At 67.7% G+C, this 21413-nt stretch carries 25 protein-coding genes; 14 read left to right on the plus strand and 11 right to left on the minus strand.

Going from position 1 to position 21413, the window contains the following annotated elements:
- On the plus strand, positions 1 to 263 hold a 263-nt coding region (locus tag F573_RS0112275; RefSeq protein WP_019022824.1), incomplete at its 5' end, for an integrase core domain-containing protein.
- 558 nt (positions 264 to 821) lie between these two features.
- Here the strand turns inward: F573_RS0112275 and F573_RS0112280 are convergent.
- Positions 822 to 1262 (minus strand): LysR substrate-binding domain-containing protein, encoded by a 441-nt coding sequence (locus tag F573_RS0112280; protein ID WP_019022825.1) that lies wholly within the window; start codon positions 1260 to 1262, stop codon positions 822 to 824.
- Positions 1263 to 1399: 137 nt separating this feature from the next.
- Between F573_RS0112280 and F573_RS0112285 the strand changes: the two genes are divergently transcribed.
- The 4 genes from F573_RS0112285 (at position 1400) to F573_RS0112300 (ending at position 3878) form a co-directional block, all read left to right on the plus strand.
- Positions 1400 to 2158 (plus strand): NERD domain-containing protein, encoded by a 759-nt coding sequence (locus F573_RS0112285; RefSeq protein WP_369773219.1) that lies wholly within the window; start codon positions 1400 to 1402, stop codon positions 2156 to 2158.
- 50 nt (positions 2159 to 2208) lie between these two features.
- Positions 2209 to 2802: a GNAT family N-acetyltransferase gene (locus F573_RS0112290; protein WP_019022827.1), complete on the plus strand. Its 594-nt coding sequence runs from the start codon at positions 2209 to 2211 to the stop codon at positions 2800 to 2802.
- 104 nt (positions 2803 to 2906) lie between these two features.
- A complete protein-coding gene (locus F573_RS0112295; protein WP_019022828.1) occupies positions 2907 to 3140 on the plus strand; it encodes a hypothetical protein in 234 nt (77 codons plus the stop codon).
- Between the two features lie 21 nt (positions 3141 to 3161).
- A complete protein-coding gene (locus tag F573_RS0112300; RefSeq protein ID WP_019022829.1) occupies positions 3162 to 3878 on the plus strand; it encodes a nuclease-related domain-containing protein in 717 nt (238 codons plus the stop codon).
- A gap of 51 nt (positions 3879 to 3929) precedes the next feature.
- On the opposite strand, the gene F573_RS0112305 is transcribed toward F573_RS0112300, so the two are convergent.
- Positions 3930 to 4367, minus strand: coding sequence for an Sbal_3080 family lipoprotein (locus tag F573_RS0112305; protein ID WP_019022830.1), 438 nt, complete (start codon positions 4365 to 4367; stop codon positions 3930 to 3932).
- A gap of 132 nt (positions 4368 to 4499) precedes the next feature.
- On the opposite strand from F573_RS0112305, the gene F573_RS0112310 reads away from it, so the two are divergent.
- The 4 genes from F573_RS0112310 (at position 4500) to F573_RS0112325 (ending at position 7186) form a co-directional block, all read left to right on the plus strand.
- Entirely contained in the window at positions 4500 to 5024 is a 525-nt protein-coding gene (locus F573_RS0112310; protein WP_018947853.1) for a GbsR/MarR family transcriptional regulator, read from the plus strand.
- Between the two features lie 65 nt (positions 5025 to 5089).
- Complete coding sequence (locus F573_RS0112315) at positions 5090 to 5446, plus strand: hypothetical protein (RefSeq protein WP_018947854.1); 357 nt, start codon at positions 5090 to 5092, stop codon at positions 5444 to 5446.
- Positions 5447 to 5465: 19 nt separating this feature from the next.
- A complete protein-coding gene (locus tag F573_RS0112320) occupies positions 5466 to 6740 on the plus strand; it encodes an SDR family oxidoreductase (protein WP_019022831.1) in 1275 nt (424 codons plus the stop codon).
- The gene (locus tag F573_RS0112325; RefSeq protein WP_019022832.1) at positions 6722 to 7186 is read left to right on the plus strand and encodes a DUF2269 domain-containing protein; all 465 of its coding nucleotides are present in this window, start codon (positions 6722 to 6724) and stop codon (positions 7184 to 7186) included. The genes F573_RS0112320 and F573_RS0112325 overlap by 19 nt, the downstream gene beginning before the upstream one ends.
- A gap of 36 nt (positions 7187 to 7222) precedes the next feature.
- Here the strand turns inward: F573_RS0112325 and F573_RS0112330 are convergent, their stop codons facing one another.
- From F573_RS0112330 to F573_RS0112340, 3 genes are all read right to left on the minus strand, one after another.
- A complete protein-coding gene (locus F573_RS0112330; RefSeq protein ID WP_019022833.1) occupies positions 7223 to 8728 on the minus strand; it encodes a hypothetical protein in 1506 nt (501 codons plus the stop codon).
- 103 nt (positions 8729 to 8831) lie between these two features.
- Complete coding sequence (locus F573_RS0112335; RefSeq protein WP_019022834.1) at positions 8832 to 9383, minus strand: hypothetical protein; 552 nt, start codon at positions 9381 to 9383, stop codon at positions 8832 to 8834.
- On the minus strand, positions 9380 to 10549 hold the full coding sequence (locus tag F573_RS0112340; protein WP_019022835.1) for an alpha/beta hydrolase: 1170 nt from the start codon (positions 10547 to 10549) through the stop codon (positions 9380 to 9382). Before F573_RS0112340 ends, F573_RS0112335 begins: the two co-directional genes overlap by 4 nt.
- 193 nt (positions 10550 to 10742) lie before the next feature.
- Here F573_RS0112340 and F573_RS0112345 point away from each other — a divergent pair, with 193 nt between their 5' ends.
- On the plus strand, positions 10743 to 11213 hold the full coding sequence (locus F573_RS0112345; RefSeq protein ID WP_026300911.1) for an aminoacyl-tRNA deacylase: 471 nt from the start codon (positions 10743 to 10745) through the stop codon (positions 11211 to 11213).
- A gap of 30 nt (positions 11214 to 11243) precedes the next feature.
- On the opposite strand, the gene F573_RS0112350 is transcribed toward F573_RS0112345, so the two are convergent.
- Positions 11244 to 12173, minus strand: a complete 930-nt coding sequence (locus tag F573_RS0112350; RefSeq protein ID WP_019022837.1) for a patatin-like phospholipase family protein — start codon at positions 12171 to 12173, stop codon at positions 11244 to 11246.
- Between the two features lie 166 nt (positions 12174 to 12339).
- On the minus strand, positions 12340 to 12696 hold the full coding sequence (locus F573_RS0112355) for a hypothetical protein (RefSeq protein WP_018871025.1): 357 nt from the start codon (positions 12694 to 12696) through the stop codon (positions 12340 to 12342).
- A gap of 485 nt (positions 12697 to 13181) precedes the next feature.
- Here F573_RS0112355 and F573_RS0112360 point away from each other — a divergent pair, with 485 nt between their 5' ends.
- Entirely contained in the window at positions 13182 to 14135 is a 954-nt protein-coding gene (locus F573_RS0112360; protein ID WP_019022838.1) for a DMT family transporter, read from the plus strand.
- A gap of 103 nt (positions 14136 to 14238) precedes the next feature.
- A complete protein-coding gene (locus F573_RS0112365) occupies positions 14239 to 15438 on the plus strand; it encodes a methionine adenosyltransferase (RefSeq protein WP_019022839.1) in 1200 nt (399 codons plus the stop codon).
- A 6-nt stretch (positions 15439 to 15444) separates the two neighbouring features.
- Here the strand turns inward: F573_RS0112365 and F573_RS0112370 are convergent, their stop codons facing one another.
- Positions 15445 to 16356 (minus strand): complex I NDUFA9 subunit family protein, encoded by a 912-nt coding sequence (locus tag F573_RS0112370; RefSeq protein ID WP_019022840.1) that lies wholly within the window; start codon positions 16354 to 16356, stop codon positions 15445 to 15447.
- Between the two features lie 77 nt (positions 16357 to 16433).
- Here F573_RS0112370 and F573_RS0112375 point away from each other — a divergent pair, with 77 nt between their 5' ends.
- Positions 16434 to 17000, plus strand: a complete 567-nt coding sequence (locus F573_RS0112375) for a DUF99 family protein (RefSeq protein WP_019022841.1) — start codon at positions 16434 to 16436, stop codon at positions 16998 to 17000.
- Between the two features lie 30 nt (positions 17001 to 17030).
- Here F573_RS0112375 and F573_RS0112380 read toward each other — a convergent pair whose 3' ends face one another.
- Positions 17031 to 17264: a hypothetical protein gene (locus tag F573_RS0112380; RefSeq protein WP_018871019.1), complete on the minus strand. Its 234-nt coding sequence runs from the start codon at positions 17262 to 17264 to the stop codon at positions 17031 to 17033.
- Between the two features lie 100 nt (positions 17265 to 17364).
- The gene (locus F573_RS0112385; RefSeq protein ID WP_026300912.1) at positions 17365 to 18603 is read right to left on the minus strand and encodes an MFS transporter; all 1239 of its coding nucleotides are present in this window, start codon (positions 18601 to 18603) and stop codon (positions 17365 to 17367) included.
- Positions 18604 to 18708: 105 nt separating this feature from the next.
- On the opposite strand from F573_RS0112385, the gene F573_RS0112390 reads away from it, so the two are divergent.
- Entirely contained in the window at positions 18709 to 19080 is a 372-nt protein-coding gene (locus F573_RS0112390; RefSeq protein ID WP_018871017.1) for a rhodanese-like domain-containing protein, read from the plus strand.
- Between the two features lie 95 nt (positions 19081 to 19175).
- Here the strand turns inward: F573_RS0112390 and F573_RS0112395 are convergent, their stop codons facing one another.
- On the minus strand, positions 19176 to 21326 hold the full coding sequence (locus F573_RS0112395) for a TonB-dependent siderophore receptor (RefSeq protein WP_019022843.1): 2151 nt from the start codon (positions 21324 to 21326) through the stop codon (positions 19176 to 19178).
- Positions 21327 to 21413: the final 87 nt, after the last annotated feature.

Here is a 21413-nt window from a genome sequence, read left to right on the forward strand (position 1 = left end):
TGATCCGGCCGAAACGGCCGCAGACCAACGGAATGGTGGAGCGCTTCAACGGCCGCATCGCCGACTTGCTGCGGACCCGGCGCTTCGGCTCGGGAGAGCACATGAAGGACACCCTCCAGGACTACCAGCGCCTTTACAACCATCAGATCGGGCAGAAGGCGCTGGGGCACCGAACGCCGGTTGAGACACTCAAGGCCTGGCAACAGGAACGCCCCGATTTATTTCGTAAACGTGTATACAATCAGCCGGGGCCCGACAGTTAGTCGCCAGGGTACTGTCGTGGTAGGTATCGGTCTCGCTGGGGATTTCGTAAATTGCATTCGCCGATTGAATCATCCGTTTTATAGATTCCACGCTTCTTTGCGAGACGCCGGGACCAGTGCAGGCATTGCGGATGGTCTTGGTGTCGGGGGTCGGCCGATCGAGGTGTTTTTTGAGGTCTTCGAGAAGACCGTGTAGACCGGGCGGTCCGTTCAACCACCCCATCAGCTCGGCTGGTGGAGGCAAGAAAGGGAATGCTGTGTCGGGTGTGTCTATGGGCGTTCGGGTTGCCATCGCGGGGGCCTTGCCGGTGTTGTGAGAGTGTCAGTGATCCATGGGGTGGCACTGTAAACGGGAGTCCGTGCTAAATGTAGCCTGGTTATATCCGTGAGAGGTGGTAGGGTGCGTGCCTGTGGCACTGGGTGGCAAGGAAAGCGGATGTGGCGCTGGTTGCTCCTTCGTCCGCACGTGCTTCGATAAGGGTGCTCGTGTGGCCATAGAGGAACGGCCGAGTGATTTGGACCGGGCCGGAGCCTACGGAGAGTTTCTGGTCGTTGCCCTCAGCTGACCCGCGTCAGGTAGGCCTCCAGTTCGTTTGCCAGCCAGGTCACCACGGGGCCGCCATGGGCCTGTTCGGACTCCAGCACGCAGAAGGTCTTCCACCAGTTGGCGTCCGGGTGCGGGATGGTGCGGAGCTGTTCCTGGCGCAGGGCGTGGCGGATGAGGGGGAAGGGCAGGTCGGCCCAGCCGGCGCCTTCGATCACGGCGTCGCGGATCAGTTCGTACTGGGTGAAGGCGAGGTAGTTGTCGGTCTCGGGGGACTCGGGGACCAGGCCGTCCCGGTCGAGGTAGGCCATGACGATCTCGGTGTGCCCCACCAGGTCGTCCTGCGTGACGCGGGGGAGGATCGCCAGCGGGTGATCGGTGCCGGCGACCGTCAGCATGCGCACGTCCGCGAGTTCGCGGAACCACTGGCAGTCGGTGCGGCCGGTGGTCGTCATCCACCCCGAGGGCCGAGGCCCGGGGCGGACCGTGGAGGCGTCGGGCAAGGGTTCGGCGTTACTCTGACCTTTTGGGGCGGGTGGCTACTGTCTCCGACATCGACAGGGAGAACGTAGTGGAGATCAATCTGGTTGAGATGTTCCTGGCGGCCGCGTCGCAGTTCTGGTGGGCGTGGCTGTTTTTGGCGCTGGTGGCGATCGCCCGCCTTCCGCAGGTAAAGGGCTGGCTCGGCGAGCTGTGGATTCGCCTGGTTCTGGCGGTTGGCCTGGACGGCAAGTCCGGCCGGGTGGTGCATGACCTGACGCTGCCGACCGCGGACGGCACCACGCAGATCGATCATGTGCTGGTGTCGCGGTTCGGCATCTTCGTCATCGAGACGAAGAACATGCGGGGCTGGATCTTCGGCAGTGAGCGTCAGGCCCAGTGGACCCAGAAGATCTACCGGCGGTCCTTCCGGTTTCAGAACCCGCTGCGCCAGAACTATCGCCACGAACGGGCGGTGGCCGAGGTGCTGGGTGTGGACCCGGAAATGATTCACTCGGTGGTCGTGTTCGTCGGCGGCAGCGCGTTCAAGACGCCGATGCCGGACAACGTGGTCCGTGGCCTCGGGCTCCTGAATTATATCCGCTCGTTCCGGGAAGAGGTGTGGAGCGAAGACGAGGTCGAGGACACGGTGGCCACGCTGGAGCATGGCGGCCTCGAGCGTTCGCGCCAGACCCGCCGGGCGCACGTGGAGGGTTTGCGGGAGCGCCACGCGGCGCCGGCGGCACCCGGTTGTCCGAAATGCGGCAGTGCTATGGTGAAACGAAAGGCGCGCAAGGGTGCCAGCGCAGGCCAGCAGTTCTGGGGTTGCTCGCAGTATCCCGCGTGCCGGGGGACCAGGGCCCTGCAATAGGGCCGACGGGTTAGCGGGCGTGGTGGATCCCGGGCAGGTGGGGGTGCGAGATGGATCTGAAGATACGTGCGGCAGAGATCGGGGATGCGCGGCGACTGGCGGAGCTCATGGACTTCGCAGGCGAGGGGATTCCGATGTATCTGTGGCGGGAGTCCGCCGGGCCGGAGGGGGATCAATTCGGGGCGCGCGCCGTAAGCGGGACGGAGGGCGGTTTCAGTTACGTGAATGCTCATGTGGCCGAGATCGGGGACGAGGTCGTCGGGATGCTGCTCGGGTACCGCCTGCCCGATCCGCATGACGTCGAGCCGTTGAGCGAGGCCCCGGCCGTGGTGCGTCCGCTGCTCGAGCTGGAGGCGCTGGCCCCGGGGTCCTGGTACGTGAACGCCGTGGCGGCCGATCCGGCCTGGCGCGGCTGCGGCGTGGGAAGTGCATTGATGCAGCGCGCGGAGGAGGCGGCAGCCGGAAGTGGTGCGGATAGTCTCAGTCTGATCGTGGCGGAAGAGAACCGGGGTGCACGGCGCCTTTACGAGCGGCTCGGTTATGCCGACCTGGCGCGCAGGCCGCTGTTGCCCTGGCCCGGTTGTCGGCATTCCGGCGACTGGGTCCTGATGACGAAGCCGGTCCCGGGGCTCCCCGGGGCCTGAACCCCGGAAAAGAGCTGCGGCGACCGCACCTGGTTGTCCGCCATGTGGCAGCGCTTGATGTCTTGACGCTAAAACCTCTTGATGTGGTTGTGCGGAGGAGTTCCATGAGTGAGACACCGAAACGTTCGACGGTCTATTTCGATCCTCAGTTGCATGCAGCGCTGCAGCTGAAGGCTGCGCATACGAATCGGTCCTTTTCGGATATCGTCAACGAGGTGGTTTGTGCGGCATTGGCCGAGGATCAGGAAGATCTGGCGGCGTTCGAGGAGCGGGGCTCCGAGCCAACCATGAGCCATGAGGCCTTGCAGGATGATTTGAAGGCTCATGGGAAGGTATAGGCTTGTATTCAACCCGTACCCATGGCTGATACCCGCTACATCACCGCAAACCGTCTGACGGAAGAGTCGCAGGCGATCCAGAGGCGCGGGCGCAACCTGGTGCTGCTCCTGGGGTTGCCGGTGGCAATCGGTGCGTTCTTCGTGCATCCGCTGGTGGGGCTGGTGACGCTGGCGGGGGTGGTCGCACTGGTGGGCCTGGTGGGCGGGAGCGCGGTCATCGAGGCGGGCGCGCGCGGCGAGGATGCGGCGCTGGAGTATCTGGCGGAGCTGCCCGATTCGTTCACGGTCTTCAACCAAGTGGATCTGCCGGACGAGCGTTCGCGCACGGGCGTGACCGAGGCGGATCTGGTGGTGGCGGGGCCGGAGGCGCTGTTCGTGATCGAGGTGAAGCACAACAGCGGGGCTATCGACTGCGACGAGCAGGCCTCGCAGTGGACGGTGAGCAAGACCGGGCGGCGCGGCAGCCGCTACACCAAGCAGATGCGCAACCCGGTGCGGCAGGTGAAGAAGCAGGTGTGGCTGCTGAGCGAGTACCTCAAGGGCCGCAAGGCCAGGCGCTGGATCCAGCCGATCGTGCTGTTCACGCACCCGGAGGTGTCGCTGGGGCGTTCGGACGGCCTGTCGGTACCGGTGCTGACGGGGCCGGAGCTGGTGGAGTACATCCGCCGCTTCCGCCCGGAGCGCCCGCGCCCGGTGAAGGAGAACACGGTCCGGGCCATCGCAGCGCTGAAGGGCTGAACCCGGGTGGAACCGGGGTCCGGACAGGGCCGGCCGGTCCCGCCCGGGCGCTTATTCCTCGGCTGGCTCGCCGGTGATGAGTTCCTGCATGAGCGGGCGGATCTTCTCTTCGGTGGGGCCGAACTTGTCGGGGCGTCCGCCGCCGCGGCGTGCGTCGTATTCGGCGGTGCCGATCAGCTGCTCCTGCTCGTACAGCCGGGCGTCGAAGTAGGTGAGGTACATGGCCAGGTCCCAGGTCCAGTTGGCGGTGAACTCCAGGTGGTGCTCGGCGTCGTCCGGCCGCGTACCCCGGTACAGCTCGGACTCGATGCCCATGTCCTCGAACATGCCCACCAGCGAGTCGTTCAGCTCCTCCATATGCACGTCCGGGTTGTGCTCCACGTAGACCATTTCGATGGCCTGACGCTCCGGCACGGGTTCGACTTCCTGCGAGATCGCGCAGCCGGAGGCGAACAGGACGGCAAGGATGGCGGCGGGCAGTCGAAGCATGGCGTGGTTTTCCCCTGTTGAAAAAGCGTGAAGGCTATCACGCTTTCGCGGGGCTGTAGGAAGCTGGGTCGGCTTGACGGGCTTCGATGTGTTCGCTAATTTCAGTCGTAACAGAAATACGAGAACGGACCGATGCAGCTGAGCCCGACCATGGAAAAGTTCGTCCTGCACTGGGGCGAGATGGGATCGCGCTGGGGCGTGAACCGCACGGTGGCGCAGATCCATGCGCTGCTGTACCTGAGCGAGCACCCGCTGACCGCGGAGACCATCGCCGAGACCCTGGGCGTGGCCCGTTCCAACGTGAGCACCAGCCTGCGCGAGCTGCAGTCCTGGGGGCTGGTGAAGGTGGTGCACGAACTGGGTGACCGACGCGATCACTTCGTGTCGCAGAAGGATGTCTGGGACATCTTCATGACCATCCTCGAAGGGCGCAAGGAACGCGAGCTGGACCCGACCCTTACGACCCTGCGCCAGTGCGTGCTGGACAGCGAATCCGATGCGCAAACCACCCCCGAGGCGAAGGCGCGCATGAACGATACCCTCGAGTTCCTCGAGCAGCTGCTTGGCTGGTACGAGCAGATGCGGGGACTGGACCGCGAGACCCTGGTGAAGCTGATGAAGATGGGGGCGCGGATCCAGAGCCTGCTGGGCAAGTAAAAAAATTTGCCCGGTAGTTTCTGTATAGACAGAAATAACCGAAACCAAGGAAAAGGAGTCATGCCATGGAAATCCAGCCGCTTGTCATTCTCGGGGTCCAGCTGGCCACTGCACTGGGCATCAGTCTGGTCGTCATTCATCTGATTCAGCCGGCCCTTGAGCCATTGCTCGGGGAGGTGTGCGGCAGCGAGGCCGCGGCGCGCTTCTGGGTCAACTTCACGCGGCTGATGGTGCTGATCGCACCGCTGCTGCAGGTGATCCTGCTGGCGGCCGAACATGGCGGCATGGGCTCCGTCGAGCTGATCCGCGGGACCCTGTTCCACGCCCTGGGAGGTGTGTTCCTGGCCCTGTCGGTGATCGGCCTGGTGATCTGGAAGGTCGCGCTGGTCGACCGCGCCCGCGGCGCGGCCGGCGGCGAATGAGCGCGCCGGGGGCAACGGGATGCGCATTCTGCTGACCGGAAGCACGGGTTTTGTGGGGCGCCATCTGGAGCGGGCGCTGCGCGAGCGCGGCCACGAGGTGGTCGGATGCGCGCGTGGCGCCGCACCGGTCCACTGCGATTTCACTCGGGATCATCGGCCGGAGGACTGGCTCGGACGTGTGACGGGTATGGATGTCGTGATCAATGCCGCCGGCATTGCCCGTGAGCAGGGTGCACAGTCGTTCGCGGCCTTGCATGAGCGCGCTCCGGCCGCGCTGTTCACGGCCTGCGAGCAGGCCGGGGTCGGCCGCGTGATCCAGATATCGGTACTGGGGGCGGACCCGGCCGCCGACGACCCCTGGCTGCGCAGCCGGGGGCGCTCGGATGCGGATCTGGCCGCCAGGCCGCTGGACTGGCTGATCCTGCGGCCGTCCATTGTGCATGGCGAAGGCGGGGCCAGTACCGGCTTTCTGCGGGCCCTGGCGGCTTTGCCGTGGGTGCCCCTGGTGGGCGACGGCGGGCAGATGCTTCAGCCCGTCCATGTCGATGACCTGGTGCGTGCGGTGGTGCAGGCGGTCGAGTGCGGCGAGCCGCGCCGCCAGGTGCTGGACTGTGTCGGGGCCGAGCCGGTGACGCTGGCGCGGGTGCTGGCCCGCTGGCGCGCCTGGCTGGGGGCGGGGCGCTGGAGAGCCCTGCCGGTGGCGCCGCGGCTTGCGCGCGCGGGGGCGGCGCTGGCGGGCCGGCTGCACGTGGCTCCGGTGAACGGGTCGATGGTGGACCTGTTGCGGCGGGGCAGCACGGCCCCGGTGGAGCCATTCGAGCGCGCGTTCGGGTGGCGCCCGCGCGGTTTTGCCGGGGCGCTGGCGGCCCGGCCGTCCAGCGAGGCGGAGTTGTGGCATGCGCGGCTGTACGGCCTGCGCCCGCTGCTGCGCTTCGCGCTGGCCTTCGTCTGGATCTGGACCGGGCTGGTGTCGGCGTTGCTGCATCCGCCTCAGGCCAGTCTGGACTTGCTGGCGTCGGCCGGTCTGACGGCCGCCCCGGCCGTTACCGCTCTGTATGGTCTGGCGCTGGTGGACGTGCTGCTGGGCCTGGCACTGCTCGCGGGCTGGCGGGTGCGCGAGGTGGCGTGGATCCAGGTCGTAATGATGGCCGGTTACACCCTGGGCGCGGGGCTGCTGCTTCCGCAGCTGTGGATCGACCCGTTCGGGCCGCTCAGCAAGAACCTGCCCCTGATCGTGGCCACGCTGATGCTGATCGCAATGGAGGGGCCCCGGCGATGCTCTACCTCGGACTGAAGACGCTGCACGTGCTGGGGGCGATCCTGCTGTTCGGGACCGGTCTGGGCAGCGCGTTCTACAAGTACATGGTGTGGCGCAGTGGCAGCGCGGCGGCCATTGCGGTCACGGACCGTCTGGTGGTTCGCGCGGACTGGTGGTTCACCACCCCGGCGGTGATTCTGCAGCCGCTGACCGGGTTCGCGATGGTGTGGCTGGCCGGCTGGCCGCTCGACAGCGCATGGCTGTTGTGGACCGGTGCGCTGTACGTGCTGGCCGGGGCCTGCTGGTTGCCGGTGGTCTGGCTCCAGTTGCGGATGCGCGAGGCTTCGGCCCGCGCGATCCGCGAAGGCGTCGATCTGCCACCCGACTACGCCCGCCGCATGCGGCTGTGGTTCTGGCTGGGCGTCCCGGCCTTCTCGGCGATGCTTGTCGTGGTGGCCCTGATGGTGTTCCGCCCGGCGTGACGGCCCCGCACCGGGGCGGGGCGTCACGCACGCGAATCAGCGAGCGACGGGTACGCGGTCCCAGTACTGCATCGCCGAGAACTCGCCCTCGAGGCGGAACCCGTCGCTGGCACCCAGGTCGTCCAGCGGGGTGGCGATGCCCTCCACGTCCAGGTGGCCGTGGAACGTGCCGTCCGGGTCGGCGGTATCCAGCCGGACCTCTCCGCTCAGGCCCTGGCCGACGGTCAGGAAGGTGATGTCGCCGGGTTCGCTGACATCCCCCACCAGCAGGTGCGCGGCCAGCCGGCCTTCGGCGTCGGTGCTGCGCGGGTCGGCGATCTCGAGGGTGCCGGTGTCATCGGGAACGCCCGCGCCCACCCGGGTGAAGATCATGCAGGCGGTGGTCTCGAGCTCCGGCAGGAAGGCCTCCACCACCAGGGCGAAGCCGTCGCCTCGCTGCGGATCTTCCTGGCCGCCCCAGGCCGCCTGTCCGAGCAGTGCACCCGAGTGGGCTCCTTCCAGGGCCCCGTCGAAGGTCGCCTGCTCTTCCAGCATCGCCGCCAGCTCGTCGCGCGGCATGTCAGAGGGCAGGGGGAGGCAGACATCCAGCATGTCGGCCAGCACGGGCGGGGTGCGGAGGTATTCGAAGGCGGCCGCGCCGGCGCGCGGGTACTCCTGCAGGGCGGCGTAATCCGGTGCGTCGGCGTCGTCGCTGAATTCGGTGACCTCGATCCGGTAGGCGATGCCCGAGGCCTGGCCGGGTGACTGGTCTTCTTCCAGTGCCCAGTCCTGGGCCTCCATGGTTTCCAGGGTGTCGGCGGAGGTGTGGAAGCCCTGAAGCTGCAGGCCGGCCGGCATGCCAAGCGGTTCCAGGGCCTCGCCGAGGGTGTGGAGGTAATGGGCCTCGAGGCCGTCCGGGACGCTGGGTCCGATGGCCATGCGGAACATGCCGGGGCTCAGCTGCAGCAGTGCCGACGAGAAGGGCACGTCCTCGTACACCCACACCGTTCCGTGGTTCACCGAGAACAGGGCCTCTTCATCGTCGCTGTCGAGGTTGGTCATCTCGGTGACCGCGGCCAGGCGGTAGCCCTGTGCCGTCTCCCCGGCGATCTCGCGCGTCTCGCCGGTTTCGGCCACGTGTACGCGATATTCTTCTACGCGCCGCTGGTTGTCGAACATGTCCTGGAACGTGTGCGGCGGCTCCACCTGTTCGCCTTCGAACACCGGCAGCAGAACCCCCAGCTCCTGCTCCTTGCGATACAACTCGCCATCCAGGGCCAGTCCGGTGAACAGGTCCTCGCGCCCGCCGAGGCCGGAACGGTAGTCCTCGTCGGGATGGATGCGGGTGATCTCCGGGCCCTGGGTCACCGTCCAGCGGATCTCGTCGCCCTGGATGTCGGTCAGGACGCCGTAGCGGTAGTGATCGCCCCCGCCGTCGAGGACGAGGGGTTCGAGCTGGATCGGCGACTCATCCGCCGAAGCGGTGAACGCGGGGATCGCCAGTGCGGGCAGGCCGAGGGCCAGCACCAGCGAATGGCTGCGGAAACGGGTCTTCGCGGGCATCGAACATCTCCTGGCTCGGGACGGTCCTGTTGCATGCTCAACAGGCTCAATATGGCACCGTCCGCGGAGATGCACCCCCTCCAAACGAGGGGGTATGCCGGTATCAGTTGCTGAAGAGGGCCTCCAGCTCGTCCTCGCGGCTGCGCACCGCCTCCACATCCTGCTCGGGCACGTCGGGTGCGACGTTGTGCAGCATCTCGCGCTGCTGCTCCAGGGCGTCGCGCATGGTCGCCTTCTGTTCCGCCGGCATGTCCGGATCGTCCTCGATGCGCTGCAGGCTTTCGTCCAGCTCGCGCTCCATCTCCGGGAGCCGGCGCTCCATCTCCAGCGCATGCCGGGCGTTGAAGATCTGCGAGCCGATCTCGGTCAGTTCGTGGCTGCTGTCGAAGCCGTGACGCGCGGCGATCTCCTCCACCTCCTGCTCCATGCGCGCCACCTCTTCGATGGCCTGGCGGACCTCCGCCATCGAGGCTTCGTCGTCCTGCGCGCCCATCGCCGGTTCCTGCACCTCGGGTTGTTGCGCGCTCCACTCGTTGAGTTCCTGGGTCGCCGCCAGCCAGCGGTCGATCGTGTCGCCGTCCAGCGCGTGCGCGGGCGCGGCCAGCAGCGCCAGGAACAGCGCGAGCATCAGCAACGGTTTCGTGAAGCCCTTCATGGCAAGTCCTCGGTTCGCGGGGTTCGGTTTTCGGAGTGTACGGCGCCATCGTCGCGCCATGCCAGCAGGTCCGTCATCGCGCGCAGGAGCCGCCACTGGCCGATGAGCCCGACGCCATGCGGGTCGATGTGGGAGAAGCCGTCGATCCGGTGCAGGTCGGTGTCGCCGATGGCACGGGCGAGGCGCGTGCTTTCGGTATGCGGGATCATCGTGTCGTCCCGGCCGTGGATCAGGAGGGCGCGGCCGGAAAGATGCGAGAGATCGTGCTCGGCGAGGGACCAGGACTCGATGGCTTCCCGCGCGCCGGCCGGCAGGTCATCCAGCAGCTGCGGTACCCGCTCGTGGTCATCGTTCAGGATCAGCGCCAGCAGGCTTCGGCCCTCCTCGCCGAGCGGGTCGCTCAGGTCGTCGATGGGGACCTCGGGGTCGGCGGCGCGCCGGCGGGCGATTTCGTCGAGTAGCGCGCGGTCCGCGCGGTCATCGAGCACATGCAGGTTGCCCCACAGGAAGAGCCACTTCGCCAGCGGGTCGGGCGTGCGCGTCTGCCACCGGTTCGAGCCGGGTTCCCGGTAGGCCCCGGTGGTGGCGAAGGTGATGACGTTCCCGGTGTCGTAGTAGCCGCCGATCCCGACCAGGAAGTCGATGGTTTCCTTTCCCTCCGGCTTGAGTGTAGCCAGCACGGCCAGGCCCACGCCGTAGGAGATGGCGGCGACCCCCACGTCCTGTTCGTCCGGTGCGCGCTCCACCTCCAGGCGGGCGAGCAGGGCGGCGGCATCACCGATGGTCGCGGCATCCTCGCGGCGCACGCGGAGCGCCCGTGAGCCCTGCAGGTCGGGCACCAGCACCAGAAAACGCGCCCGCGCCAGCGTACGGGCGAGCTGCACCAGCCGCGGGTCGTCCTTGCCCTGCGGCGTGAAGCCCGGTACCAGGACGATGCGCGCGCCCACCTCCTGTCGGGGATGGTACAGGTCGGCCGCGATGTCACCTTCGTCCGTCGTGAGCGACAGCGTTTCGCGCACGGGCTCGGGGGTTCGCTCCTTCAGCGCGCTCGGCCCCGCGCCGGCCTCGATGTCCTGGAGCACGCGCATGGCCTCCCAGCTCTGCGCGGCGATCCAGCCGGCGAAGATCCCAAGGCCAAGCAACAGCACAGCCGCGATGCGAAGCATGCCTCCTCCCCCGTCATTCCGGACTTGCCGCCTCGGGAGTATGGGGCAATCAACGGGCGGCCGCCCGTCGAAGGGCCCCAGCGAGCCCCGGTGGTGGAAAGTGGCGAGCTCGTGGCCTTCTGCCTGTCTATCCTCGGGTTGAAGGCATGGATCCGCGTTTGCGTGACCCGGCCGCGGCGAGAGGGGCAGAACGATGACGATCAGCACTACATTGCAGGAATTTCTCGACGAGCGGGACGTGAATTATGACGTTGTGGGCCATCCGCGTGCGGATTCCGCCAGCCGGACGGCCGAAGCCGCCCACGTACCCGGCGATGAACTGACCAAGGGTGTGCTGGTGGAGGATGCCGGCCATTACATGCTGGCGGTCCTGCCGGCCACGCGCCGGCTGCAGTTCGGCAAGCTGCACTACATGCTCGGGGAGCATGTGGGGCTGGCGACCGAAGAGGAGGTGCGGTCGGTGTTCCCGGACTGCGAACACGGGGCAGTGCCGGCGCTGGGTACCGCATGGGGGCTGGAGGTCCTCCTGGATGAATCGCTCGCGGCGCAGGACAGGATCTATGTGGAGGGGGGTGACCACGTCTCGCTGATTCGGCTGGACGGCCCGGCGTTTCGCAACCTGCTTGGTCATTGCCGCTACGGGGATTTCTCCCGGCATATCTGAGCCCGGCCGCGCTGCAGTCGGGCAGGCCGCCTACGGGCTTGTCTGCGCGGGTGGATCGAGCCGGGTCTCGAGTGCCTCGCGCAGCTTTTCGGCGCTGGGCTGCGCCTTTTCCACGATCTCCTCGACCCGGTTGAAGTCGAGCAGGCGGATGCCCGCGCTGCCGGCCTCGAGGAAGAGATCGGGCGGGTCGTGTTCGCGCATGTGGCGGATCTGCGAGCGCTGCATGATGCTGAAGGTGGTGAACAGCAGATCGGTCAGGCCCGGTGGATCGTTGGGGGCCTGTTTGCGGCTGGCGGAGACGTCGACGGCGATCACGAAGTCGTGATCTTCCTGCAGCAGGTTCCAGGGCAGCGGGTTGGACGTGCCGCCGTCGATCAGCAGCCGGTCGTCGCCCTGCGGCACCGGTTCGAACAGGCCGGGGACGGCCATGCTCGCCTCGATCGCGGTGAACAGTTCGCCCTCGTGGAGGACCACCGGTTCGCCGCTCCAGTAGTCGGTAGCCACCACCGACAGGGGGATGCGCAGATCGTCAAAAGTCCGGGCATCGGTGTGTTTGGCGAGGAATTCAAGGAATTCGCTTGAGTCGAGCACGGCGTTGCGCCCGAGGCGCAGCGGGATCAGCTCGGTGAGTTGCACATCGGACTCGACCAGCCCGGAAAGGGCGTCGATGCGCGAGCCACCGAAGTCGTCGAAGACGTCCAGGATCTCCTCGGCGCTGAGGCCGGCCGCGTACAGCCCGCCGATCACGGCACCGATGCTGGTACCGCTGATGTGGTCGGGTTCGATGCCCAGGTCGTCGAAGACCTGCAGGATGGCGATATGGGCCAGCCCCCCGGCGCCACCGGAGCCGAGTGCGAGACCGATGCTCGGCCGCTCGGACTGCTTCTCCGCGCCCTGCAGGGCCGGTGCGGCGAGCAGCGTGGCAATCGTCAGGGCGGCGATAATCAGGCGGCTTTTCATCCGCGGCTCCGGTGGTCCGAACCATGCAGTCCAGCCACAGACCGTACAACGTTGGTCCATCGGAACAGCCCCGCGGCGCTCGTGCAAACAGGGTCATCGGCTCGAGGGTTGAACGTATGGAGGACAGTTTGATGCAGGTCGCATTGCCTCACATTCTCGGTTGCGCTCACGCCGTTGCGTCGCCGCTCAGAAGCGGGTGGGTGCGGTGCCCGGGGCGGCGGTCTTCGGCGTCCTGGCGGGCCAGGCGGCGAAAATGCGGCACGAAGGTCTGTAGCGCGGCGAGACCGTCCCTCGTGAGGCAATAGCCATCGGGGGTGACCCGGATCCAGCCGCGTCCGATCGCCCCGGCCAGGGCTTCGTGCTGGCTCCCCGGCTCGCCGCGTTTGGCCCAGGCATGGACCACCGGCGCCGGCAAAATATGCCCGGGTGCATCGGCGGGATCGCCCAGCCAGTGGTGCAGGGCGGTGAGCCGGGCCACCGCCGAGGTTGCGGCGATGATCTTCTGTTCAGTGGTGGTGTTCATGGCGGATCTCCCGAATGTGCATGCGTGTACTTCGGAAGATAGCGAAGCGGTGGGGCCTTTCCATCAGCCGAATGTCTGAGTTCGCCGTGTGCCGCCCGGAAGTGCGGCCTCTTCACGGTCCGGACGCTCGCAACCGAAAACGCCCCGACCTCCGGGAGAGGACGGGGCGCCGAGCACACAGGGGGATGGGTGCTCACCTGTGACGTTAGGCCTTCCCCTCGGGTACGGCAATTGACGCAGGTCACACACCCGTGCGTGCTGCGCGGTCGGCGGCAAGGAATGTGAGGGGAGCACGGAGAACCCCGTTCCCGTCACCGCCAGCGATGCCCTCAACACGCTGATCGAGGTCGCCCGCGGCGAGCAAGGACAGGGGCACCGCCCGGGTTTTCTCCCGGATCGAGTGGATGCGCCGGGCCAGTTTGCGAGGGGCTGTTACACTTAAGTCCCTTGTTTTCTCGCATCATCGACCGATGAAAGGATAGTGAATGCCCAATGCCTCACCGAACCCGCTGAAATCCCTTACGAACGAAAAACTGGCCGGGCTGAGTACCCTGCTCGTCGTGCTGGCGGCGTTTTCATGGGGGTTATCCGGCGGGATCGGCGGCATTCTTACGGGGCAGGGCTGGGATCCCGTGGTGGTGTCGTTCTATCGCGGTGCGATCGGGCTGCTGTTCGTGCTCGCCTGGCTGGCATTGCGTCCGCAGGGCAGCGGACTGGGCAGCGGTCGCATGTGGCTCTGGTCGGCGGTGGCCGGCCTGGGCGTGGCCGGCAACTTCACGTTCTATTTCCTGAGTATCGCGGAAGGCAGCGTGGCCGTGGCCGCGACGCTGATGTACTGCGCGCCGGTGTTCGTGTACCTGGTTTCGTTTGCGCTGGGGCTTGAGCGGCCCACGCTGTTCAAGTGGGTGGCGATCGTCATGGTCCTGCTGGGCGTGGTGCTGCTGACCGGGATCTACGACATCGGCGCCGGGGACGTGACCCTGATCGCCGCGGGTGCCGGTCTGGCCTCCGGCCTGTCCTACGCGGTGTTCATCTTCGGTTTCAAGTTTGCCGCGCCCCATGGCAGCCCGCAGGCGATCCTGGTGATCGCGTTCGCGGTCCTGGTCCTCATCCTTTTCTCGCTGGGTGATCCGGGGCAGATGGTGGACGTGCTGAGCACCTCGAGCTGGCCCCTGTTCGTGATCCTCGGCGTGCTGGGCGCCGGTCTGTCGTTCATCTTCTACATCGTCGGTCTGAACTACACGGCGCCGGCGGTGGCCTCCATCGTGGCCATGGTCGAGCCGGTGACCGCGTCGCTGTTCGGTGTGGTGTTCCTGGATGAATCCCTGGCGGCGGTCCAGCTCTTCGGGATGGCGCTGATCCTGCTGACCGTGACGGGGCTGAGCCTCCATTCGAGTCTGCAGGCGAAAGCCGTTCCGCCACAGCCGCGCAGCGACTGAAACCGCGCAGGACCGCGGGGCAGCTTGGCTGCGGCCCGCATGTGGTGACGGCCGGCCATCAGTGAGAAGATCGCCGTCACGACCGTCGCCGGAGGGGGCAAGCGTGAAGATCATGGTCAGTGAACTCGAGGGCCGGCCCGTGGGCCTGCAGCCTGTCGAGGTGGTGGAGCGCAAGGGACTGGGGCATCCGGACACGCTGTGTGATGCGCTGGCGGAGGAGGTGAGTCTGGCGCTGTCGCGCGAATACCGCGAGCGCTTCGGCTTCGTGCTGCACCACAACGTGGACAAGGTGCTGCTGCGCGGCGGCGCCGCCCGCCCGGCCTTCGGCGGGGGCGAGGTGGACGAGCCGATCGAGCTGTACATTGCCGGGCGGGCCACCCGCGAGTATCGCGGCGCGACCGTGGCGGTGGACGAGCTGGCGGTGGAGGCCTGCCGTGCATGGCTGGCTGCCCACATGCCGGCGCTGGATGTCGAGCGCCACGTGCGGGTGCACTCGCTGATCCGTCCCGGATCGCAGGATCTGGTGGAGCTGTTCGAGCGCCAGCGTCGGGATGGCGTGCCGCAGCTGGCGAACGATACCTCGCTGGGGGTGGGTTATGCGCCCCTGAGCCCGCTGGAGCGGGCGGTGTTCGCGGCGGACATGAGCCTGTGGTCGGAGGCGCCGCCGGCGCGTGGTCAGGACGTCAAGGTGATGGGGGTGCGCAGCGGCGAGGACGTATCCCTGACGGTGGCCTGCGCCTTCATCGGGGCGCCGCTGGAAGACGCGGACGCCTATCTGGCCGCGCGTTCCGATGCGACCCGGCAGGTGCGGCGCGTGGCCACCGAGGCCCTGGGCCGCGAGCCGGACGTGTCGGTTAACACCGCCGACGATCCCGACGCGGACAGCGTGTATCTGACGGTCACCGGCACCTCGGCCGAGGCCGGTGACGACGGCCAGACCGGGCGCGGCAATCGGGCCAACGGGCTGATCACCCCGTCGCGTCCGATGACCATCGAATCCTTCGCCGGCAAGAACCCGATTACCCACGTCGGCAAGCTGTACAACGTGACGGCCACCCATATCGCCGAGGCGATCGTGGCGGAGATCGACGAAGTGTCGGATGCGCAGGTGGTGCTGGTCAGCCAGATCGGCATGCCGGTGGACCAGCCGCAGATCGCCGATATCCGCCTGCGCGCCGAATCCGCGGAACAGGCGGCGGCTCTGGCGCCCCGCGCCGAGGCCATCGCCCTCCATCACCTCGCGCAGGCCGGTTCTCTGTGGGAACGCCTGATCTCGCAGAACCTCGCCACCCACAGCCTGTAGCTGCGGCTAGTTCGTCTGGTTCGTCGGCAGGCACTCGGGCAGGGAGGCCTCCAGCGAGCGCGGCGTGATGCCGAGGTCGGCGAAGGTCGCGCAGGTGCTGTCGGTAACCGTGTCCTGCTGCATGAGGTAGACCTGGTCCCGGGTCAGGGGTGCGCGGGGCAGCCATGAGGCCAGACCGGCGGCGAGGTGCCAGAGGAAAAACGGCACCGGCACGAGCACCCGGGGTTGCCCCAGGTGCTCCAGCACCCGGTTCACGATCTGGCGGTACTCCAGGATGTCCGGGCCGCCGAGCTCGAACACCCGGTGTCCGGCCGGCGGCTCGTTGAACAGGGTGGCCACAGCCTGCGCGACATCCGCCACGTGCACCGGTTGCAGGCGGGTGTCTCCGCGGCCGAACAGCGGCACCATCGGAAGCCGCGCGAGGGCTGCGAGGTTGCGCAGGAACGCATCGCCCGGGCCGAACAGCACGCTGGGCCGGACCATCAGGGCGTCGCGGAATTCGGTGGTCACCGCGGCCTCGCCTTCGCCCCGCGTTCGGATGTATGCCGAACGCGAGGCGGGATCGGCGCCGATGCCGGAGATGTGCACCAGGTGTTCCAGGCCGGCCTCGCTCGCCGCCCGGGCGAGCCGGGCGGCCCCGTCCACGTGGATGGTGGTGAAGCGCAGGTCGCGCTGCTCCACGTAAAGGCTGACGGCATTCACCGCACCACGCGAACCCGCCACGGCCCTGGCCACGTCGTCATCGTTGCGGATGTCGGCGCTGCAGTGTTCCACCCGCTCGTGCCGTTGCAGGTCGGCCGGTAACGCCGGGCGGCGGGAGGCAATGCGCACGGCGTGTCCGGCGTCGAGCAGCTGGTACACGATCATGCGGCCGAGAAAGCCGGTGCCGCCGAATACCGTGACCTGATCCGGGTCCATGGGGAGCCTCCTTCTGCTGGGCTTCGTCTGTGTGAGAACGTGGAGCTGTACGACGGCGCGGGCAAACGGGGATACGCATGCCGGGACATCTATCGCACGTGGCGGGTTTTGATGATGCGCCGTTCGCGCGGACGTATCGTGGCGACGTGCTGGTGGTGGGCGCGGTGTTCGCCGGCACGCGGCTGGACGGCGTAGTGTCGACCCGGGTGCGGCGCGACGGCGCCAATGCAACCAAACGTCTGGCCGCATGCGTGCTGGACAGCCCGTTCGCCCCGCAGCTGCACGCGATCCTGCTGCAGGGGATCGCCTTTGCCGGCTTCAACGTGGTGGACCTGCAGGCCCTGCACGAACGGACCGGCCTGCCCGTGATGGTCGTGGCACGCCGGCAACCCGACATGGAGGCCGTTCGACGGGCGCTGCTCGACCATGTCCCCGGAGGGGCCCGCAAGTGGCGGCTGATCGAGGCCGCCGGCGCGATGGAACCGCTGGCGGGGGTCCATGTCCAGCGCTGCGGGATCGAACCCGAAGCGGCGCGGCAGCTGCTGGAGGACCAGCGCGTCCACAGCCACCTGCCGGAGGCCCTGCGCGTCGCGCACATGATCGCCGGCGGGGTGACCGACGGGGCGAGCCGCCACCGTCCGTGAGCCTCGTGAGCCTGAAAGGCTTGCCGCCGACTACAGGCCGATCAGCTGGGCGTGCACGCCGCTGGCGGTGACCGTGTCGAGCAGGCGATGGCTGTTGATCCGCTCCGGGTCGTATTCGACCACGACCAGGTGCGGCTTCTCCTCGTGGCTGGATGCCGCCATCACGCCGCTCATCCCGCGCAGCTCGTCCTGGATGCGTTCGCGGGCCTCGGCGTCGATGGTCTCGTCGATGTGAATGGTTACATCGGCCATGTTGTTGCTCATGATGGCCTCCCGGGTTCGCCCCTCTGGCAAGTTCTTCCTTCGAAGATAGACGTTCGCACCGGATGCTGGGGTTCGGTCGCGCGGCCGGGGCCTTCGGGGGTCAGGCATCCGCCTCCGCGCGGTGGCGGCGGTACAGGCGCAGGGCCGCGAGCCCGACCAGCAGCGAGGCGGCTCCGCCGATGATGAACACCTGGCCGGGACTGGCCCCGGCCGGGCCGGTGAGCCCCCAGAACAGCACCGGTGCCAGCAGCATCGCCCCGAACGACAGGAAGTTGCTCGCGGCGATGAAACGCCCGCGCCGTTCCTCCGGGCTGTGGCCCTGCAGGTAGGCAGTGATCGGCACGATGAAGAAACCGGAGGCAACGCCGAGCAGGGCCATCAGCACCAGGGTGGCCGGGTAGCTGTCGACGGTGAAATACAGCAACGCGCTGATCAGGGCGGCCGCGATCATGCCGGCCGGGGCATGGTGCATGGCGATGCCGCCGCGCGACAGATAGCCGGCGAGGATGCTGCCGGTGCCGATGCCCAGGGCCAGGGTCGTCAGGATGATGCCGGTGGCCAGCTCGCCCAGGCCCAGGTGCAGCTCGGCGAACAGCGGGACGTTGAGCTGGTACGACGTGCCCAGGGCCCAGAACCACGCGATGCCGAGGACCACCAGGAACAGCACCCGCTGCGGCCGGATCTCGGCGATCGACTGCACCACGGTGGCGAACGGGTTCAGCCGGAAGGGCGCCGGATTGTTGATCGCGCGGGTGGGGGTGACGAAGAAGCTGGTGACCAGGCCGGTGAGCGACAGCGCCACGATCACCGCCGCCGGGATCCACAGCGCCTCGCCGGCGAACTCCATCACGAAGCCGGCCAGCGCGGTGCCGAGGATGATCGCCAGGAAGGTCCACAGCTGGATATGCCCGTTCGCGCGCGACAGCTGCGCGTAGCGCACGATCTCCGGGAGGATGCCGAACTTCACCGGGCTGAAGAAGGTGCTTTGCAGGCCCATCAGGAACACGGTCACCAGCAGTCCGGGGAAGTAGTCGATGATCAGCATGAGCGCGGCGGTCAGCAGCACCACGGCCTCGGCCGAGCGGGTGGCGACGATCACCGCCTTCTTGCTGTAGCGGTCGGCGATGTAGCCGGCCCAAGGCGAGAACAGCACGAACGGCAGCAGGAACACGAATCCGACCAGGCTGTAATAGAACGTGCCTTCGCCCTCGGCAACGAACTCGCGCAGGGCGATGAAGATGACGACCAGGCGGAAGAAGTTGTCGTTGAGGGCGTTGATGAAGACCGTCGCCATGTGGGCGACGAAGCCCGGCCGGCGGACGTCGGAAGTGTCGGTCATGTTGGCACCACCGGAGGTATCGCGCACGAGTACCGCTCAGGTTGCGGTCTCCGGCGGCCTGCCGGCAAGCTCGAATTACCTCTCCACCATACCCGAGGAATCGTCATGAGCCGTTTCGAAGAACGCATCACCCGTCTGGAACAGACCCTGCCGCACGTGGAGCCGGCGGAGCTGGCTCGCTGGCGGGAGTCCGGTGAACCGCTGCTGCTGGTGGACGTGCGCCAGCCGGAGGAGGTGGAGGCCGGGTCCATCGAGGGGGCCGTGAACATCCCCCGGCCCAGGCTGGAGGCCAGCATCGAGTCCCATCTGGAGGATCCGGCGCAGCCCGTGGTGGTGTTCTGTGGCGGGCGCGGGCGTTCCCATCTGGTGGCCGAGAGCCTGCGCGCGATGGACATCGACGCCCGCGTGCTGCGCGGCGGATCGGCAGCCTGGCAGGAATATTGCAGCGAGTCGGGTTCCAATCCGAACCCGGGGTAGTCCTTCGTATGAGCAATGTGGTGACAGAAACGACATGAAAACCAGGGGGAGGACTGCCCTTCAAGGCAGCCCTCCCGGTCCCCGGACCGGACGTCCTAGAAGTCGTACCGGACCCCGGCGTGGAGGAAGCGGCCGGGATCCGCTGCCAGCGAACTTTCATTGTCGGCATCGAACAGGTTGTCGATCCCGCCGCGCAGGGTGACGTCCTCCCAGGCCGCCGGCGCGTACTCCACGTTCAGACTGGTCAGGGTGAACGAGCCATCCCATTCGTCCCCGGCCACGCGTACCTCATCCACGTAGCGGCTGCGCAGCTGCAGGCGCAATTCTTCCGTGGGCGTCCACAGCGCGCTCGCCACCATGGTGAGTTCCGGCGTGTCGGTCAGGGTCTCGCCGCTGTCCCGATCGATCGCATCCATCCAGGTGCCCCCCAGGCGCAGCTCCACCTGCGAGTTGAAGTCCGCGCCCAGGCGGGTCTCCACGCCGCGGGCGCGGGCGCGGGCGCGGGCGTTGCTCACGTTGCGGAACGTGCGGTAGTCGCCATCGCCCTGAGTCTGCGCGATCCGGTCATCGAACTCGGTGTAGAACAGGCCCACGTCGTAATGCCCCGTGGTGGTGTCGCTCAGGCGCAGGTCGCCGGCGATGCCGAGCTCGGCATTGCGGCTGGTCTCGGGGTCGAGTTCATGGCGCGTGTTGCCGACAGCCGGATCGACGACATGGGCGCCCAGCACCCGCTGTCCGCGCGGGTTCAGGGTGTCCACGTGGAACGAACGCAATTCCGGCAGCTTGAACCCCTCGGCATACTGCACGCGCAGCCGGGCCTCGGGGGCCAGGCGATAGACCGCGCCGGCCTGCAGCGAGGTGTTGTCGACCTCGGTGGAGGTCTCGTCGTGGCGGGCGCCGTAGACCAGATCCAGGCGCTCGCTGATCGCCCATTCGTGCTGCAGGAACACCCCGCCGACCCACTGGTCGTCTTCCGGCTCGTGCGCCGGTTCGCGGTCGCGGTAGGTCTGATGCTTGTGTTCGAAGCCGGTCAGTACCGTGTGGCGGGCGTCGGGCCGCCAGGTGGCGGCGAAGTCGTGGACGCGGTCGGTGAAGGTGACCTCGCGCGGGCCGAATTCGCTGTCCCCGGTGGCATCGAAGCCGAAGTCCGCGGCCTCGAGGAAGGTGTTGGAGCGGTCCATCTCGAACTTGCTTTCGTAGACCTGGTAATTCAGCTCCAGGGTGTCGGTCACGAACCATTCGGCGGCCACGGCCAGATCGCGCCGGTCGCTGTCCTCGCTGCGCTGTGCCGGGAACTGCAGGGCGCGCACCGGATCGCCATTGTTGTTCGTGTAGCCGGTGGCCACCGGCGGGCGCTCGTGCAGGAAGCGCCGCTCGCGCTCTTCGCGCAGCAGGCCGGCCTCCAGCTCCACGTTGAAGTCGTCGGTGAAACAGTGGCTGACGCCGGCGCGCAGGTTGTAGACCCGCGCGCTCTCGCGGCGGTCCTCGTCGAAGGCATAGCGGTCCTGGATCGCGTGGTCATCCTCCAGCGCGCCGGACTCCGACGGCCGCACCCGGTCGCCCTGCTCGGGGATGCGCACGTCGGCCGTGGCGTCTTCGGAATAGGCCTCGCGGTCCAGCACATCCGCCAGCAGCCGGAACCGGGTGTCGCGGGTGCCGCCGCCCAGAAACAGCGAACCGTTGATGCGCTCCCCGCCATCGGCGCTGGCGGGCATGCCGCCCTGCAGCTCCACGCTGCCTTCGAAGCCCGCATCCGGCTGGCGGGTGATCACGTTGATCACGCCGGCCACCGCATCCGAGCCGTACACCACGCTGCCGGGGCCCTTCACGATCTCGATGCGCTCCACGTGGATGACCGGGATGCGGTTGAGCTCGAACCCCCGGCCGGACGTGCCGCTGACCCGACGGCCATCCAGCATGTAGATGATGTCGGCGCGGCCGCCGCCGCGGATCGAGAACCGGTTGCCGTCGGCACCGGTAAACAGGCTGGATCCGGTCTGCAGGGCCTCGTCCAGCATGGTCGCCCCGCTGCGACGGATGTCCTCGCCGGTGATCACTTCGGTGGAGGCGGGCGTGTTCTCCACCAGACGCTCGGTGCGGGTCGCCGCCGTTACGGTGACCTGTGGCAGTACCCGTGCGGAATCGTCGGGGTCTTCTTCGCCGGTTGCCGGCGGTGCCGCCAGCAACAAGGGCACGGCCGCGGCACCGCCCAGCAGGGCCGCGGGAAATCTCTTCTTCGGGAACATTGCGAACCCTCTTTGCGCACCGCCCGTGCGCCGTGGTCGTGGGTGTCGACCGCGGGGGGCGGGCGTGCGCCATCGTCGGCGCGTCGT

Source organism: Thioalkalivibrio sp. ALE23 (genome assembly GCF_000378545.1).
GTDB lineage: Bacteria > Pseudomonadota > Gammaproteobacteria > Ectothiorhodospirales > Ectothiorhodospiraceae > Thioalkalivibrio.

Coding starts and splice junctions, on each gene's coding strand:
- F573_RS0112335 (WP_019022834.1), bottom strand. CDS start 9,383: ATGAAGGGCTTCACGAAACCGTTGCTGATGCTCGCGCTGTTCCTGGCG.
- F573_RS0112345 (WP_026300911.1), top strand. CDS start 10,743: ATGACGATCAGCACTACATTGCAGGAATTTCTCGACGAGCGGGACGTG.
- F573_RS0112300 (WP_019022829.1), top strand. CDS start 3,162: ATGGCTGATACCCGCTACATCACCGCAAACCGTCTGACGGAAGAGTCG.
- F573_RS0112280 (WP_019022825.1), bottom strand. CDS start 1,262: ATGACGACCACCGGCCGCACCGACTGCCAGTGGTTCCGCGAACTCGCG.
- F573_RS0112370 (WP_019022840.1), bottom strand. CDS start 16,356: ATGGACCCGGATCAGGTCACGGTATTCGGCGGCACCGGCTTTCTCGGC.
- F573_RS0112290 (WP_019022827.1), top strand. CDS start 2,209: ATGGATCTGAAGATACGTGCGGCAGAGATCGGGGATGCGCGGCGACTG.
- F573_RS0112295 (WP_019022828.1), top strand. CDS start 2,907: ATGAGTGAGACACCGAAACGTTCGACGGTCTATTTCGATCCTCAGTTG.
- F573_RS0112390 (WP_018871017.1), top strand. CDS start 18,709: ATGAGCCGTTTCGAAGAACGCATCACCCGTCTGGAACAGACCCTGCCG.
- F573_RS0112310 (WP_018947853.1), top strand. CDS start 4,500: ATGCAGCTGAGCCCGACCATGGAAAAGTTCGTCCTGCACTGGGGCGAG.
- F573_RS0112315 (WP_018947854.1), top strand. CDS start 5,090: ATGGAAATCCAGCCGCTTGTCATTCTCGGGGTCCAGCTGGCCACTGCA.
- F573_RS0112325 (WP_019022832.1), top strand. CDS start 6,722: ATGCTCTACCTCGGACTGAAGACGCTGCACGTGCTGGGGGCGATCCTG.
- F573_RS0112380 (WP_018871019.1), bottom strand. CDS start 17,264: ATGAGCAACAACATGGCCGATGTAACCATTCACATCGACGAGACCATC.
- F573_RS0112385 (WP_026300912.1), bottom strand. CDS start 18,603: ATGACCGACACTTCCGACGTCCGCCGGCCGGGCTTCGTCGCCCACATG.
- F573_RS0112330 (WP_019022833.1), bottom strand. CDS start 8,728: ATGCCCGCGAAGACCCGTTTCCGCAGCCATTCGCTGGTGCTGGCCCTC.
- F573_RS0112375 (WP_019022841.1), top strand. CDS start 16,434: ATGCCGGGACATCTATCGCACGTGGCGGGTTTTGATGATGCGCCGTTC.
- F573_RS0112355 (WP_018871025.1), bottom strand. CDS start 12,696: ATGAACACCACCACTGAACAGAAGATCATCGCCGCAACCTCGGCGGTG.
- F573_RS0112285 (WP_369773219.1), top strand. CDS start 1,400: ATGTTCCTGGCGGCCGCGTCGCAGTTCTGGTGGGCGTGGCTGTTTTTG.
- F573_RS0112350 (WP_019022837.1), bottom strand. CDS start 12,173: ATGAAAAGCCGCCTGATTATCGCCGCCCTGACGATTGCCACGCTGCTC.
- F573_RS0112360 (WP_019022838.1), top strand. CDS start 13,182: ATGCCCAATGCCTCACCGAACCCGCTGAAATCCCTTACGAACGAAAAA.
- F573_RS0112340 (WP_019022835.1), bottom strand. CDS start 10,549: ATGCTTCGCATCGCGGCTGTGCTGTTGCTTGGCCTTGGGATCTTCGCC.
- F573_RS0112305 (WP_019022830.1), bottom strand. CDS start 4,367: ATGCTTCGACTGCCCGCCGCCATCCTTGCCGTCCTGTTCGCCTCCGGC.
- F573_RS0112395 (WP_019022843.1), bottom strand. CDS start 21,326: ATGTTCCCGAAGAAGAGATTTCCCGCGGCCCTGCTGGGCGGTGCCGCG.
- F573_RS0112320 (WP_019022831.1), top strand. CDS start 5,466: ATGCGCATTCTGCTGACCGGAAGCACGGGTTTTGTGGGGCGCCATCTG.